The sequence below is a fragment of the Pseudomonas rossensis genome (genome assembly GCF_039888995.1).
In the GTDB taxonomy this organism is placed as follows: domain Bacteria; phylum Pseudomonadota; class Gammaproteobacteria; order Pseudomonadales; family Pseudomonadaceae; genus Aquipseudomonas; species Aquipseudomonas rossensis.
Map to the genome: position 1 here is coordinate 1 of NZ_JBBWCB010000063.1, position 15,311 is coordinate 15,311.

Annotated in this window: 17 protein-coding genes; 12 read left to right on the top strand and 5 right to left on the bottom strand. The window is 58.0% G+C overall.

The genetic code is table 11. The features are described from left to right. The 4 genes from WLY71_RS17500 to WLY71_RS17515 form a co-directional block, all read left to right on the top strand. Positions 1–946, top strand: a 946-nt coding sequence (locus WLY71_RS17500; RefSeq protein WP_347804546.1) for a hypothetical protein, incomplete at its 5' end; no start/stop codon positions are given. Positions 947–1,007: 61 nt separating this feature from the next. Continuing rightward, the gene (locus WLY71_RS17505; protein WP_347804547.1) at positions 1,008–1,943 is read left to right on the top strand and encodes a hypothetical protein; all 936 of its coding nucleotides are present in this window, start codon (positions 1,008–1,010) and stop codon (positions 1,941–1,943) included. A 114-nt stretch (positions 1,944–2,057) separates the two neighbouring features. Then, positions 2,058–2,501, top strand: coding sequence for a hypothetical protein (locus tag WLY71_RS17510; protein ID WP_347804548.1), 444 nt, complete (start codon positions 2,058–2,060; stop codon positions 2,499–2,501). Positions 2,502–2,713: 212 nt separating this feature from the next. Then, on the top strand, positions 2,714–2,983 hold the full coding sequence (locus WLY71_RS17515; protein WP_347804549.1) for a hypothetical protein: 270 nt from the start codon (positions 2,714–2,716) through the stop codon (positions 2,981–2,983). A gap of 40 nt (positions 2,984–3,023) precedes the next feature. On the opposite strand, the gene WLY71_RS17520 is transcribed toward WLY71_RS17515, so the two are convergent. The 4 genes from WLY71_RS17520 to rsgA form a co-directional block, all read right to left on the bottom strand. After that, complete coding sequence (locus WLY71_RS17520; protein ID WP_149630046.1) at positions 3,024–3,509, bottom strand: toll/interleukin-1 receptor domain-containing protein; 486 nt, start codon at positions 3,507–3,509, stop codon at positions 3,024–3,026. Continuing rightward, the gene (locus tag WLY71_RS17525; protein ID WP_149630045.1) at positions 3,509–4,468 is read right to left on the bottom strand and encodes a caspase family protein; all 960 of its coding nucleotides are present in this window, start codon (positions 4,466–4,468) and stop codon (positions 3,509–3,511) included. The genes WLY71_RS17520 and WLY71_RS17525 overlap by 1 nt, the downstream gene beginning before the upstream one ends. A gap of 3 nt (positions 4,469–4,471) precedes the next feature. Continuing rightward, positions 4,472–4,879, bottom strand: a complete 408-nt coding sequence (locus tag WLY71_RS17530) for a TIR domain-containing protein (protein ID WP_123369060.1) — start codon at positions 4,877–4,879, stop codon at positions 4,472–4,474. 211 nt (positions 4,880–5,090) lie between these two features. Next, positions 5,091–6,122 carry a small ribosomal subunit biogenesis GTPase RsgA gene (rsgA, locus tag WLY71_RS17535; RefSeq protein ID WP_008153263.1) on the bottom strand — a complete coding sequence of 344 codons (1,032 nt, stop codon included), beginning with the start codon at positions 6,120–6,122 and terminating at the stop codon, positions 5,091–5,093. 107 nt (positions 6,123–6,229) lie between these two features. Here rsgA and orn point away from each other — a divergent pair, with 107 nt between their 5' ends. Both orn and WLY71_RS17545 read left to right on the top strand, forming a co-directional pair. Next, entirely contained in the window at positions 6,230–6,772 is a 543-nt protein-coding gene (gene orn, locus WLY71_RS17540; protein ID WP_008035288.1) for an oligoribonuclease, read from the top strand. A gap of 92 nt (positions 6,773–6,864) precedes the next feature. Beyond that, a complete protein-coding gene (locus tag WLY71_RS17545; RefSeq protein WP_008153267.1) occupies positions 6,865–7,476 on the top strand; it encodes a trimeric intracellular cation channel family protein in 612 nt (203 codons plus the stop codon). Positions 7,477–7,564: 88 nt separating this feature from the next. Here the strand turns inward: WLY71_RS17545 and queG are convergent, their stop codons facing one another. After that, the gene (gene queG, locus WLY71_RS17550; RefSeq protein WP_347804550.1) at positions 7,565–8,629 is read right to left on the bottom strand and encodes a tRNA epoxyqueuosine(34) reductase QueG; all 1,065 of its coding nucleotides are present in this window, start codon (positions 8,627–8,629) and stop codon (positions 7,565–7,567) included. A gap of 63 nt (positions 8,630–8,692) precedes the next feature. Here queG and WLY71_RS17555 point away from each other — a divergent pair, with 63 nt between their 5' ends. The 6 genes from WLY71_RS17555 to hfq all read left to right on the top strand — a co-directional run bounded on the left by WLY71_RS17555 (position 8,693) and on the right by hfq (position 15,311). Beyond that, positions 8,693–10,192: an NAD(P)H-hydrate dehydratase gene (locus tag WLY71_RS17555; RefSeq protein WP_347804551.1), complete on the top strand. Its 1,500-nt coding sequence runs from the start codon at positions 8,693–8,695 to the stop codon at positions 10,190–10,192. After that, complete coding sequence (gene tsaE / locus WLY71_RS17560) at positions 10,180–10,650, top strand: tRNA (adenosine(37)-N6)-threonylcarbamoyltransferase complex ATPase subunit type 1 TsaE (protein ID WP_046045717.1); 471 nt, start codon at positions 10,180–10,182, stop codon at positions 10,648–10,650. Before WLY71_RS17555 ends, tsaE begins: the two co-directional genes overlap by 13 nt. Further along, positions 10,651–12,078, top strand: coding sequence for an N-acetylmuramoyl-L-alanine amidase (locus WLY71_RS17565; protein WP_347804552.1), 1,428 nt, complete (start codon positions 10,651–10,653; stop codon positions 12,076–12,078). After that, a complete protein-coding gene (gene mutL, locus WLY71_RS17570; RefSeq protein ID WP_425589936.1) occupies positions 12,075–13,985 on the top strand; it encodes a DNA mismatch repair endonuclease MutL in 1,911 nt (636 codons plus the stop codon). The genes WLY71_RS17565 and mutL overlap by 4 nt, the downstream gene beginning before the upstream one ends. After that, the gene (gene miaA, locus WLY71_RS17575; protein WP_347804553.1) at positions 13,985–14,956 is read left to right on the top strand and encodes a tRNA (adenosine(37)-N6)-dimethylallyltransferase MiaA; all 972 of its coding nucleotides are present in this window, start codon (positions 13,985–13,987) and stop codon (positions 14,954–14,956) included. The genes mutL and miaA overlap by 1 nt, the downstream gene beginning before the upstream one ends. A gap of 94 nt (positions 14,957–15,050) precedes the next feature. After that, positions 15,051–15,311: an RNA chaperone Hfq gene (hfq, locus tag WLY71_RS17580; RefSeq protein ID WP_007902656.1), complete on the top strand. Its 261-nt coding sequence runs from the start codon at positions 15,051–15,053 to the stop codon at positions 15,309–15,311.

A 15,311-nucleotide genomic window follows, 5' to 3' on the forward strand; every position in this document is an offset into this window, starting at 1 on the left:
GAATACACCAGAACACCCGCGCTACAGCGCTACTCCCACGGTCATGCTTGAAGCGGACAAACCAACGGGTGAACAGCCGATGGAGCTGTTTATTACCGATGAGCACACCGAGTATTACTTGTCGCTATTAGGTGACGAGGGCATTCGTGGGCAATTAACAGGTTTAGGGGGCTGGGTTTTCACACTTATATTGTGTGTGGCTGTGATTTGTATGTTGGGTGGGAAATGGGAAGGAGCGTATATGATTTTGGGAAGCGGAATTCCTTTGGTTGTATTGCCATTCCTATGGGAAACCCTTCGTCCTTTACCTCTGCCAATTCTGTTTAACCGCCGCACCAGTGAAGTGTACTTCGATCATGATGGCGATCTTTACCACGCTCCGTGGGAGGGTATTTCAGCCGTGGCCAATGAGTTTCAGCTAGTTGGCACCCAAATCGGTGGCATGCAAAACGCTTCACTGGAAATTCGCATGTGGAAATTTGAAGAACCGGGAACGGCTGTGATGGTGAGCCTAGGTACCCCCTTTGGTAAATCACTGGCGATGCAAAAAGGTTTTTGGGAGTACATCCGTTCTTACATGAATAATGGCCCTTATTTCGACGAGAACGGTAATCACAGTGAGTCGGATGCATTTGTAAAAAGCCAGCTATCCGTGCGACCCAAAATGAGCGACAGCTTCAAGCAAACACTAGCGCAGTTAAAACAGGCGAAGAAGGATGCGGGTGGGAAAAACTACTTAGGCGCCAGCGATGTTGCAAAACTGATACTCGAGCCACTGCTTTACCCGCAGGACCGAATTCAAGAACTCACCTACAGTCTTGCCAAACGCCGCTCTCGCAACCTGTGGCCGAAAGTTGTCACTGAACGACTGAAGGCCGGCGGCCCCACTTCACGCCTTGTCGATCAGGAAAATGAGCAGGGTTGTGCTCTATCGAAGGAAAGTTGATCTGCTTTCTACTCGTTGGTCTGAAGCTAACAATGATGTACATCATGGAATGAGCATGTATATGAATAAGTCAAAACAACTGCGCGATAGTGCATCCATCGTAATACTTGAAGCTGACAAGCCCACTGGTGAACAACCAATAGCGCTATTTATTATCGATGAGCACAGGGAGGATTACTTAACACTGCAAGACGCAGGTGATCCGGATCGAGGGCGTCTGGCCGGTTTTTTTGGGTGGTTAGCAATCGCAATGATATGCCTGGAACTACTATTGATGCTCTACGGAATATCGGAGAGTGTCCTCATAGAATTGGGGATAACGACTCTGTTGTTTTTGGTGGTATTTCTATGGGAAGTCCGTCGCCCTTTACCACTGCCTATTGTGTTTAATCGCCGGACCCGGGAAGTGTACATCGATCACGATGGCGTTCTGTTTCACGCCTCGTGGGAGGGTCTTTGCGCCGAGGTCGACGAATTTCAGCTAGTCGGCACCCACTTAAGTGGTATGCAAAACGCTTCGCTTGAAATTCGGGTGTGGAAATTCGAACAACCGGACAAGGTATTGATGATCAGTCTCGGTGCGCCATTTGGTAAAACACTGAGGATGCAAAAAGGCTTTTGGGAGTACCTGCGCGCCTATATGAACAATGGTCCCTGGTTCGATGAACAGGGTCATCACAGCGAGTCGGATACGTTTGTAAAAAGTCAGTTGTCTATGCGACCCAAAATAAGCAACAGCTTTATGCCGACACGGATGCCAATAAAACAGGTGGGAAAGGAGGCGGGCGACGAAAACTACATAAGCGGGAGTGACGCAATAAAAATAATACTAAAGCCGATTTTCTACCCCATGGATCGAATTCAAAAACTGGTTTACAGCTTCGCTAAACATCGCTCTCACAACTTGTGGTCCCGTGTTGTCATCGAGCGTCTGAAAGCCGGCGGGCCTACTACACGACTTGTCGATTTAGAACGCGAAAAAAGTCTCGATATTTAGATGCTGTTGCTTTTCATTACCTCTAAGGCTAGCGAAGTTTGCTGTAAGTACAATTTGCAGGCGCTCATGTTAATGTGATGTCGCTGTGTGCACTATAAAACTCAAGGAAAAATTATGCGTGCGGTTTGGAATCCTTATATCGGCTTTACACACATTTCTTGGGCGTGTGTAAGTTATGCTATTACTTTTGCAGTGCTTGGGTTCATATTTTTTCCTTTCTTGTCGCTGGGGCGCTACGTGATAGGGTGGCCCATTGGGGTTTCAATACTCGTGAGTGTTGCGCTGAGTATGATTTGTAGTTTTTCAAAGCGTGATTATAAAGTTAGTATTTCAGTGGTCCCGCAAGGGTTGATGTTTCGCGATGAGGCTGTTGGTTATAAGCGGCAGGAGTTGATCCGTAGGGAGGAAATACGTTCAGTCCATGTTCGTCGAAACCCCTTTTTCAAGTCGCTTGTCATTAATCTTAAAGAGAAAAATCAACGATTTTCGTTGAGTAACGTGGCTTTGCCTGACGACTTTCTTGCGCGTATGCACGCTCACATTAATGTTGAAAACTAAGGTTGTCGCCTGATGAGTCGTGATTTTCTGCCGGTACTTCCGAGGGCTGTATGTTTGCTTAGTGGCTGTAGGAACGATCTGAATTTTCATGCAGGGGTTCTCCCTTGTGCAAGCATCAGCCTATAGTTCCGCCGTCGCTGCCAACGCGGTGACCGATCTTAGCCGGTCGAACCACAGATGAAGTCTCTCGAAATTATCCGGAGTTTTGACCCATGGCTAAGTATCACCCTCTCCAAGGCAACTTCAGCGTCAGCCCGACGTTGTTCATCGACACCGAAGCCAAAGCTTCCGATCTTCTTGAAACCGCCACACACCGCATAAAAGCCGCCCGTAATCTGCTCAACAGCGTCGTGTGTCTGTGTATAAAAGACGCCGAAGGTCACGACCTGGAGCATTTCGCCAATGCAGCCCACGTGTTGATCCAAGACGGTTGTGACGCCTTGGATGCCTTGGGCTGGAAGCTGGAAAAAGCCGTACTCTGAAGATCAGAAAGCCGCGATCATCGCGGCTTTTTTGTGCCTGTCAGTAACCGCGACGAATGCGGTTCTTGAGCTGGTCATGGAACAGATCGGCATCACTCTTGTAGGTGCCTCGAATGGATTCGCTGAAGGACTCCATTCCTAACGAGCGCTCCGACATGGCCTCTTTGCGGTAGGCATCGATGAAAAAGTCGAGATCGGTATCACCACTCAGCTTCGGCCATTTATCGAGGTACAGCGGCAGCGCGCTGGAACCGATCTTGTAAGAGCAGATCCTGCGATCACTGATGGTTGCCTCGCCGATTTCGAACGGCACCCACCAGGACATGGCGGTCTCCTGCGAAACCACCGCCAGCAAGTGCGTGCATTCGGTAATGTTGCGGGTGATGACGGCTGTAATGTCGTCGGTTTGCTGGGATTCTGTGTCCAACACGTCGAGATAGGTCTTGATGTTCGCCAGTTTCAGGCGCGCATTGATGGCCATCGCCTGGACGCGGTCGGTGTGGCGGTAACTGATAAATACAGGCATCAGAAATGTCCCTTGATCGCGAGTTCGCGGTAATAGGCGCCGAGGGCGGTGAGGCGGCAGCCGGTGGAATGGATGGCGGCGTAGTACATGTGCTCGGCGTCCACCGGTTCGATCAGGCTGTGGCGATTGCACTTTTGCAACTGGGCGAAGACTTCGCCGTGGTCCGGGTCGAACGCGGCTTCCGTAGGTTCGTAGCTGGGGTCCAGCGCAAAGACATGGCTGGGTTCCGGGAACCAGTCCTTGAGTTTGCGCAGGGTCTCTTCGGCGATCAGGGGCGTGACTTCGCGCAAGGGGACAAATTGCGAGACGTTGGTTTTGAACACCGGCCGTTGTTCCCACGCTCCCAGCGCATTGTCGACAAACGAATACACGCTGCCGGGAGTGACCTTGCCCAGCACATTGGCAGCCCCGCCGTGCAGTGCTTGTAGCAACAGCCCGGTAAAGACACCGTGACCACCACCTTCCAGCGCGACCTGTTCTTTTTTGCAGGCCGTCAGGATAGTCATGCCTTCGCCGATCATACTACTGCCGCCGCGCAACCCGCGCATGGCCGCTGCCGCGCCAGCCTGGCAGCAATCAAGAATGATGATTTTGTTCTTGATGTGGGGGGCGTTGTCCGCCCAGTTCAAAATATCGCTGATGCGTATGCCTTCTACGCCGTGTCCGAAGTCCTGGGGGATGAGCAAGCCTTCGTCGATGCTGGTATCAAACTGACCGTGGCCAGCGAAGTACAGCAGCGCCACATCACAATCGCCGGAAAACAGGCTTTGGATATGCTGCTTCATGGCCGTCAGCGAAAGGTCATCTTCGGCTGAGGTCAGCACCTTGCTGCTGAAGTTCGGCCGCCCGTTGGCGTGACGCTCCAGCACCGAGGCCATGGCCATCGCGTCGTTATTGCATCCGCTCAATGGAGAGACGTGGGCGTAATGGTTTATCCCGATGAACAATCCCTTGCGCATGGTTCAACCCGCCGCGTGAGTGCGAATGGCACTGATGATGCTGTTGGTGTTCCACGCACACTCCGCGTGTGCTGCCCGGCGCACCACGGTAGAAATCCGCTCCGCACCAAACGGCTTCACCGCAATGATCACCTTACCCATTCGCCTGGCGATCTCGATTTCCTTGTTGATCCACTTGCTGTAGGTCGAATACATCCCCGCCATGATCAGCACTGCCGAGCAGGGGCGGATTTTGTTTTCGATGGCTTCTTCCAGCTGTTTGTCGGTTTTCGCGCCGATTATCGGGTTGTCCGGCGGCACCGAAAAATTTTTGAACGTGAAGCCGGGTTTAGCGTTGAGCAGCCGCACGAGGTTGTCGTGGGCGTGGGGGTAGTTCCACGAATGGCTGATGAACAAATGATAGGTTTGCATGGGTATCCCTCGGTATCGCCAAAATGCGAAGAGGGCTCGAATGTATGCACTTGAGTGGTCGCAACAAGACCTGCACTGATAAAGAGAATTCCCCTACAAGCAGGCGTGAAGGAGCCTTACAGAAGTCTCTGACGTTTAAAGGGGAGGATATTTGTAGGACGCTACAAGCGACGCGCCGCCCCGTCAGTGCCGAGGCAGCGGGCGCGTCTGTTTAGTAGCTGGTTTCCGGCAGGCTGGCGATGATCGAGCGATAGCTGTTCATCCGTTGCTGCTGCACGCGGCCCTCTTCCAGGGCCTTGAGCAGGGCGCAACCCGGCTCGCGGTCGTGCTTGCAGTCGCGGAAGCGGCAGGTGCCGATCAAGTCGTTGAACTCGATGAAGCCGGCTTCGACGTCGGCGCGGCTGACGTGGCCCAGGCCGAACTCACGAATACCTGGGGAGTCGATCAACTCACCGCCACCGGGGAAGTGGAACAACCGCGCGGTGGTGGTGGTGTGAGTGCCCTGGCCGGACAGCTCGGACAGCGGGCCGACACGGGCTTCGACTTCAGGCAACAGGCTGTTGACCAACGAGGATTTGCCGACGCCGGACTGGCCGACGAACACGCTGATGCGCCCGTCCAGCTGTTCCTGTAGTTGCTCCATGCCGTTGCCGTGGTGCGCCGAGACTTCCAACACCGGGTAACCCAGCGTGCGGTAAACCGCCAGCAAGGCATTCAACGCCGGGGCGTTCTGCTCGTCGATCAGGTCGAACTTGTTGAGCAGCAGCAGCGGACGAATCCCTGCGTGCTCGGCGGCGACCAGATAGCGGTCGATCAGGTTCGCGTGAGGCTCGGGCAGCGGCGCGAAGACGATGACGATCATGTCGACGTTGGCGGCTACAGGCTTGAGCTGACCACGACTGTCCGGGCGGCAGAGTTCGGTTTTACGCGGCAATTGCGCCACGATCACGCCGATGCCCTGGTTGCCGGCACGCCAGACCACCTGATCACCGGTCACCAGCGCCGGCAGGTTGGCGCGCAAGTGGCAGCGGAACACCTGGCCGGCCAAATCGCCATCGAGGGCTTCGACTTCGACCTGCACACCGAAGTGCGCGATCACCAGGCCGGTCTGTTCCGGACCCAGATCGCCACCCTCAAGTGCCTCGACAGCCGAGGACTCGCGTTTGGCGGCGCGGGCAGCGCGCTCGCCCTGAATCTTTTCGATGCGCCAGTTTTGACGACGATTGAGTTGGCGTTTGGCCATGGGTGTTCCGTATCAAGAATGCAGCGATTAGGTAAAACGGCCGCGAGTTTAGCACGCCCGGCCGCCGCCCTAGGCTAAACTGCGCAGCATTGCCTAGGAGCCGACACATGCAAAACCCGCAGAATCTGATCTGGATCGACCTGGAAATGACCGGTCTGAACCCTGATACCGACGTCATCATCGAGATGGCCACCATCGTCACCGACAGTGACCTGAACACTTTGGCCGAAGGCCCGGTGATCGCCATCCACCACAGCGACGAGATCCTCGCCGGCATGGATGAGTGGAACACCCGTCAACACGGCGGCTCCGGGCTGACCCAGCGGGTGCGCGACAGCCGCATCAGCATGGCCGAAGCCGAAGCCGAAACCATCGCCTTCCTGGAAAAGTGGGTGCCGAAGGGCAAGTCGCCGATCTGTGGAAACAGCATTTGCCAGGATCGTCGCTTCCTTTATACCCACATGAAATCCCTGGAAAGCTTCTTCCACTACCGCAACCTCGACGTGTCGACCCTTAAAGAATTGGCCGCACGCTGGGCGCCGGACGTGCGCGACAGCTTCAAAAAGGGCAGCACTCACCTGGCCCTGGACGACATTCGCGAATCGATCGCCGAGCTGCAGCATTACCGCAAGCATTTCATCAAGTTCTGATGGAATTGAGGGCTGCACGGAATGTGCAATGCCCTCTTTTGGTGCCGTCTCTAAATGGCTAGACTGCGCGCCTTCTTGCAAGGACCGCCACCATGTTGCTGATGCTTTACCTGATCGCCATTACCGCTGAAGCCATGACCGGTGCCCTGTCTGCCGGCCGTCGCGGGATGGACTGGTTTGGCGTGGTGCTGATTGCCTGCGTCACGGCTTTGGGTGGGGGTTCGGTGCGTGACGTGCTGCTCGGTCACTACCCGCTGACCTGGGTCAAACACCCGGAATACCTGGTGCTGACCTCGGTGGCGGCGATGTTCACGGTGTTCGCTGCGCGCTGGATGCGGCATCTGCGCTCGCTGTTTCTGGTGCTCGACGCCGTGGGCCTGGTAGCGTTCACCCTGATCGGCTGCATGACCGCGCTGGAAATGGGCCACGGCATGCTGGTGGCTTCGGTCAGCGGTGTGATCACCGGGGTTTTCGGTGGCATCCTGCGCGACATCTTCTGCAACGACATTCCCCTGATCTTCCGCCGCGAACTCTACGCCAGCGTCTCGTTCGCTGCGGCGTGGTGCTACATGCTCTGCATTTACCTGCAATTGCCCGGCGAACAGGCGATTCTCATCACCTTGTTTGGCGGCTTCCTGTTGCGGTTACTGGCAATCCGTTTTCACTGGGAAATGCCGAAGTTCGTTTATAACGACGAAGCCTGACATCACTCGGTCCCTGTAGGAGCTGCCGCAGGCTGCGATCCTTTGACTTTGATTTTTTAGATCAAAAGATCGCAGCCTGCGGCAGCTCCTACGCCAGTCCGTGTTGTTTCAGGGCCCACTCCACATGCTCACGCACCAGCTCCGACGGGTACTCACGGCGAGCCTTCAACGCTTCCAGCACCGGAATGCTCGACGGCGCGTTCCCCAGGCCTACCGCCAGGTTTCGCAGCCAGCGCTCGTAACCCGCTCGACGTAACGGCGAACCTTCGGTACTACTGAGAAACTTCTCCTCATCCCACATGAACAGCTCTGCCAACTCCGCGTTGTCCAGGTTGTGCCGTGGCTTGAAGTCGCTTTCGCCGGACGGACGGGCGAAGCGGTTCCACGGGCAGACGATCTGGCAGTCATCGCAACCAAACACCCGATTGCCGATCAGTGGTCGCAAATCTTCCGGGATCGCGCTTTTCAGTTCGATGGTCAGGTAGGAGATGCAGCGTCGGGCGTCGAGTACATAAGGGCCGACGAAGGCGTTGGTCGGGCAGATGTCGAGGCATGCGGTGCAACGGCCGCAATGTTCGGTGCTGTGTGGCGGGTCAACCGGCAGCGGCAGGTCGACAAACAGTTCGCTGAGAAAGAAATAACTGCCAGCCTTGCGATTCAAGACCAGGGTGTTTTTGCCGATCCAACCAAGACCGGCCTGTTCCGCGATGGCTTTTTCCAGCACCGGCGCGCTGTCAACGAAAGCGCGGAAACCAAACGGGCCAATTTCGGCCTGAATTTTATCGGCCAGTTGTTGCACGCGTTTGCGGATCAATTTGTGGTAATCACGGCCCAAGGCATAACGCGAGACGTAGGCTTTTTCCGGTTGTGCCAGTCGTTTGGCCATTTCGGTGTCGCCCGGCAGGTAGTCCATGCGTAGGGAAACCACCCGAAGCGTGCCGGGCACTAGCTCTTCTGGATGTGAGCGTTTGCTGCCGTGGGCGCCCATGTAGTCCATTTCGCCGTGGTAGCCGGCCGCGAGCCAGCGCTCCAGGTGCTGCTCATGCTCGGCCAGGTCGAGGCCGCTGATGCCGACTTGCTGAAAGCCCAGCTCGCGGCCCCAGTCCTTGATGGATTGGGCGAGGGCGGGCAGGTCTGTAGTATTTGCGGGCATGAGGCGAGAGAAACCGGAGCTGAGGTGCGTATAATTCTGCCAGACATCGGAGCCCGAAGACGCATGCCGCACACTAAAGATGATTTACCCGACGCGCTGTATAGCGCCGCGCAAGTGCGAGCCCTCGATGCGAGCCTGATCGCGGCCGGCACACCGGGCTTCGAATTGATGCAGCGCGCGGCGCGGGCGACCTGGCGTGCGCTGGTCCGCCATTGGCCGACGGCGAACGAATTGAGTGTTGTGGCCGGCCACGGCAATAACGCCGGCGACGGTTATCTGGTGGCCGTGCTGGCTCGACGTGCCGGCTGGCATGTGCGGGTGTTGGCAGCCGGTGACCCCCAGCGTTTGCAGGGTGACGCGGCATTGGCCCATGCCGAGGCCGTGTCCGAAGGTGTCGCGGTTCAAGCCTGGAGCGCACAGTCCGAGTTGCGCGGTATCGTGCTGGATGCCTTGCTCGGTACCGGTCTGACGGGAGAGGTGCGAGAACCCTACGCCAGCGTGATCGCAGCGATCAATGGCAGCGGGCTGCCGGTTGCGGCAGTGGATATCCCTTCGGGGTTGTGTGCTGATACCGGCCGAATACTCGGCGCTGCGGTGCGGGCTGACCTGACCGTGACGTTCATCGGCCTGAAACTGGGTCTGTTCACCGGCGATGCCGCAGACGTGGTCGGCGAGTTGGTGTTCAACGATCTGCAGGCTTGCCGCGAGTCGTTTAATGGAGTCGCCATCAGTGCCCGTCGCCTGACGGCCAGTTCCTTGCCGCGTCTGGCGAGCCGGGCTGCAACCACCCATAAAGGCAAATTCGGCCATGTATTGCTGATCGGCGGTGATCGCGGCTTTGGCGGCGCCATCCTGCTGAGCGCGCAAAGTGCGCTGCGTAGTGGTGCGGGAATGGTGTCGGTGGCGACGCGCAGTGAGCATGTTCCGGCCGCGCTGGCGAGAATCCCCGAAGCCATGGTGCTGGGCACTTCGTCGGCCAACCAGCTGATGGAGCTGCTGCAAAAGGTTTCCGTGCTGGTTGTTGGCCCAGGCTTAGGTCAGGCTTCCTGGGGGCGCAGCCTTTTGTCGGCGGCTGCCAACGCGCCGCTGCCGCAAGTCTGGGACGCCGACGCATTGAATCTGCTGGCCACAGAGCACGTGAGCTTGCCCAAGGATTGTGTGATCACGCCGCATCCGGGCGAGGCGGCGCGCTTGTTGGGGATGAGCACTGTCGAAGTGCAGGCCGATCGTCCTGCGGCGGCTCACGCATTGAGCAAAAAATATACAGCTGTCGTGGTGCTGAAAGGCGCCGGCAGCCTGATCGCCAGCCCCGATGGGCGCCTGGCGTTGTGTCATCAGGGCCATCCGGCCATGGCCACCGCCGGTTTGGGTGATGTGCTGGCCGGTCTGGTCGGCGCGTTGCTGGCGCAAGGCATGGAGGCGTTCGACGCCGCCTGCCTGGCCGTCTGGCTGCACGCCAATGCTGGCGCTCAAGAAGGTAAATCGGGCCGTGGGCTGGCGGCCAGTGATCTGATTCCAGCCATTCGTCAGTTGTTGGAGGAGCAAGCACCGTGTCTGAAGTAACCCTGTACCTGGCTGATGAAGAGGCGATGACCGCCTTTGGCGCACGCATCGCACAAACCACCGAAGGGCACGGTCTGATTTTTCTCGAGGGAGATCTGGGCGCGGGGAAAACCACGCTGTCCCGGGGCATAATCCGTGGCTTGGGGCATGTGGGCGCGGTAAAAAGTCCGACCTTCACCTTGGTCGAACCCTACGAGATTGGCGACATCCGGGCCTTCCATTTCGACCTCTATCGCCTGGTCGATCCTGAAGAGCTGGAGTACCTCGGCATCCGCGACTACTTCGAAGACGACGCGTTGTGCCTGATCGAGTGGCCCGAAAAGGGTGCAGGCTTTTTGCCAAAGCCCGACCTGACCATTACCATTAGCCCGCAAGATGGCGGGCGTTCGCTGAAAATTTTGTCCCAGGGCTCGCGTGGCGAGTCGTGGTGTGCCGCTTTGGCATTGGAAACCAATTAAATGATGGGGTTAGGTATGCGCTTTCGCGCGATGGTAGCTGCCGTAGGATTGTTGTTTTTGGCGGTGACCGTCGACGCTGTGGCCGAGACAAAGGTCAACAGCGTTCGCCTGTGGCGGGCTCCGGACAACACACGACTGGTGTTCGACCTGAGCGGTCCTGTCCAGCACAGTGTCTTTACCCTGACCGCCCCGGATCGGCTGGTCATCGACATCAATGGCGCATCCCTGGGGGCGCCGCTGAACGTCAACAGCTCGAACACTCCGATCACCGCCATGCGCTCGGCTCAACGTACGCCGACCGACCTGCGGGTAGTCATCGACCTGAAAAAAGCCGTGACGCCGAAAAGTTTTACCCTGGCGCCAAACGCCCAGTACGGCAATCGCCTGGTGGTCGACTTGTTCGATAACGCCGCCGACGCCGCGCCAATTCCGGCGCCGACCAACGTCGCGACGGTAGCCCCGGTGCCGGTCACTCCGGTGGAGCCTGCGGTGAAGCTGCCGCCAGCCCCGGCCGGCAAGCGCGACATCATAGTGGTCATCGATGCCGGTCACGGCGGCGAAGACCCGGGTGCCTCCGGCTCTCGCGGTCAGCGTGAAAAAGACGTAGTACTGGCCATCGCCCGTGAACTGCAGCGTCAGGTCAACGGCATGAAAGGCTTCCGCGCCGAACTGACCCGCACCGGCGACTACTTCATTCCATTGCGCGGCCGTACTGAAATCGCCCGCAAGAAGGGCGCCGACCTGTTCGTCTCGATCCACGCCGACGCCGCGCCTTCGGCCGCAGCCTTCGGTGCCTCGGTGTTCGCCCTGTCTGATCGCGGTGCTACCTCGGAAACGGCCCGTTGGCTGGCCGACAGCGAAAACCGTTCCGACTTGATCGGTGGTGCCGGCAACGTCAGTCTCGACGACAAGGACCGCATGCTGGCGGGCGTGCTGCTTGACCTGTCGATGACTGCTTCCCTGACTTCCAGTCTGAACGTCGGCCAGAAGGTGCTGAGCAACATCGGCCGCGTCACGCCACTGCACAAACAGCGCGTGGAACAGGCCGGGTTCATGGTGCTGAAGTCGCCGGACATTCCATCGATCCTGGTGGAAACCGGGTTCATCTCCAACGCCAACGAAGCTTCCAAGCTTGCCGCAGCGAACCACCAGCAAGCGCTGGCGCGTTCGATCAGCAGCGGCGTGCGCCAGTTCTTCCAGCAGAATCCGCCACCGGGCACCTACATCGCCTGGCTGCGTGATTCCGGTGGGATCGCACAAGGTCCTCGTGACCATCGGGTGAGCCCCGGCGAGACGCTGGCGATGATTGCCGTGCGATATCAGGTGTCTCCGGCCACGCTGCGCAGCGCCAACAAGCTGTCGAGTGATGAGCTCAAAATCGGTCAACACTTGACCATCCCCGGCACTGAACTGGCGGCCAAAGAATGAACCAGGTGCTGACCAACACGGCTCGCATCGAGCTGCTTAGTCCGCGACTGGCGAACCAGATTGCCGCCGGTGAGGTGGTTGAGCGTCCGGCTTCGGTGATCAAGGAGCTGCTGGAAAACAGCCTCGACTCCGGCGCCAAGCGTATCGATGTCGATGTGGAGCAGGGCGGCGTCAAGCTGCTGCGGGTGCGCGACGATGGCAGCGGGATTTCTGCTGATGACTTGCCGCTGGCCTTGGCGCGCCACGCCACCAGCAAAATCCGTAACCTGGAAGACCTTGAGCAGGTCATGAGCCTCGGGTTTCGCGGTGAAGCCCTCGCCTCGATCAGCTCCGTGGCGCGTCTGACCCTCACCTCTCGCACCAAAGATGCCGATCAGGCCTGGCAGGTCGAAACCGAAGGCCGGGACATGGCGCCTCGCGTGCAACCGGCGGCCCATCCGGTGGGCACATCGGTGGAAGTGCGCGACCTGTTCTTCAACACCCCGGCACGACGCAAATTTCTCAAAACCGAAAAAACCGAATTCGATCACCTGCAAGAAGTGATCAAGCGTCTGGCCCTGGCGCGCTTCGACGTGGCGTTTCATCTGCGCCACAACGGCAAGACCATCCTCAGCCTGCATGAAGCCCATGACGACGCGGCCCGTGCCCGGCGTGTGGCGGCGATTTGCGGTTCGGGTTTCCTCGAGCAGGCCCTGCCGATCGAGATCGAGCGCAATGGCCTGCATTTGTGGGGCTGGGTCGGCTTGCCGACGTTCAACCGCAGCCAGGCAGACTTGCAGTTTTTCTTTGTGAACGGCCGTGCCGTACGCGACAAGCTGGTGGCCCACGCGGTGCGCCAGGCCTATCGCGACGTGCTGTTCAACGGTCGGCACCCGACATTCGTGCTGTTTTTCGAAGTCGATCCGGCAGGCGTTGACGTCAACGTGCACCCGACCAAGCACGAAGTGCGCTTCCGTGACGGGCGCATGGTTCATGATTTCCTCTATGGCACCCTGCACCGCGCCTTGGGCGATGTGCGGCCGGAAGATCATCTGGCCGCGCCTGTCGCGACAGCCATCGTTCGACCCACCGGCATTGATGCTGGCGAGTTCGGTCCACAGGGCGAAATGCGTCTGGCGGCCAATGCCTTGCTGGAACAGCCTCAGGCTCAGCCGTCGTTCAATACGCCGGCAGGCTCGGGCGCTGGTGCCGGTTATCAGTATCAGTACTCGCCGCGGCCTCAGTCCGGCGTGCCGGTTGCTGAGGCACAGGCAGCTTATCGCGAGTTTTTTGCACCATTGCCAGAAGCCAACGCGGTAGCGCTGCCGGCCGGGCAGGACGATGTTCCGCCGCTGGGTTATGCACTGGCGCAGCTCAAAGGCATCTACATTCTTTCGGAAAACGCCCAGGGCCTGGTGCTGGTGGACATGCATGCCGCTCACGAGCGGATCATGTACGAACGCCTGAAAATCGCCATGGCCAGCGAAGGCCTGAGCGGTCAGCCGCTGCTGGTGCCGGAGTCCCTGGCGGTCAGTCAGCGTGAAGCCGATTGCGCCGAGGAACACGTCGCGTGGTTCCAGCGCCTGGGCTTTGAGTTGCAGCGTCTGGGCCCGGAATCCCTGGCTATCCGGCAGATTCCGGCCTTGCTCAAGCAAGCTGAAGCCAATCGATTGGTCAGTGACGTCCTTGCGGACCTGATGGAGTACGGCACCAGCGACCGGATTCAGGCGCACCTGAACGAGCTGCTCGGGACCATGGCCTGCCATGGCGCGATTAGGGCGAATCGGCGTCTGGCCCTGCCGGAAATGAACGGTCTGCTGCGCGACATGGAAAACACCGAGCGCAGCGGTCAATGCAACCATGGCCGACCGACCTGGACCCAACTGGGCCTGGACGATCTGGACAAACTGTTCTTGCGCGGTCGTTGATGAACCAGCTCCCTCCTGCGATTTTCCTGATGGGGCCGACGGCCGCCGGCAAGACCGACCTGGCCATCGAACTCACCAAAGTCCTGCCTTGCGAGCTGATCAGCGTCGATTCGGCGTTGGTCTACCGTGGCATGGACATCGGCACCGCCAAGCCTTCAAAAGAGCTTCTGGCTGAATTTCCACACCGGTTGATCGATATTCTCGACCCGGCAGAGAGCTATTCGGCCGCAGATTTCCGTCGTGATGCCCTCGAAGCCATGGCCGAAATCACCGCGCGGGGCAAAATTCCGCTGCTGGTGGGCGGCACAATGCTCTATTACAAGGCTTTGGTTGAAGGTCTGGCAGACATGCCAGCGGCAGATCCGGACGTCCGCGCACAGATCGAAGAAGAAGCTGCACTCCTTGGCTGGCAAGCCCTGCACGATCAATTGGCGGTCATCGATCCGGAATCCGCTGCGCGCATTCATCCGAACGATCCACAGCGACTTAGTCGAGCGCTGGAAGTTTATCGCGTCAGTGGTCAGAGCATGACTGCGCTAAGGTTGCGACAATCTGCGCAAAGTACTGAAGCAGCCGCCTCGGGACTGCAACAATTGCCCTATACTGTCGCGAACTTGGCCATTGCTCCGGCAAATCGCCAGGTATTGCACGAGCGAATTAAACAAAGATTCACGAATATGTTGGAACAGGGATTCATTGACGAGGTCGTAGCCCTGCGTAAGCGAAGTGACCTGCATGCCGGGTTGCCGTCTATACGTGCAGTAGGCTACCGACAAGTCTGGGACTACCTGGATGGCAAGCTGACGCAAGCCGAGATGCAGGAGCGTGGAATCATTGCCACGCGCCAATTGGCGAAGCGCCAGTTCACCTGGCTGCGCAGTTGGGCTGATTTACACTGGTTGGACAGCCTGGATTGCGACAATCTGCCGCGCGCCTTGAAATACCTGGGGACCATCTCCATATTGAGCTGAGTCCTTGCAATTGCCGTCTATCCTTGGGGGTCTGACGGCCACAAGCCATCTGTTTACCTATTTTTTATATTGAATCCTTAAAGGAGTGCGGCACATGTCAAAAGGGCATTCGCTACAAGACCCTTACTTGAATACTTTACGTAAAGAGAAAGTGGGGGTTTCCATCTACCTGGTCAACGGGATCAAACTGCAAGGCACGATCGAGTCTTTCGACCAGTTCGTTATCCTGCTGAAAAACACCGTCAGCCAGATGGTTTACAAACACGCTATTTCTACAGTGGTGCCGGTTCGTCCAATTCGTCTGCCTAGCGCAACCGAATCCGAAGCAGGTGACGCTGAGCCAGGTAACGCCTGA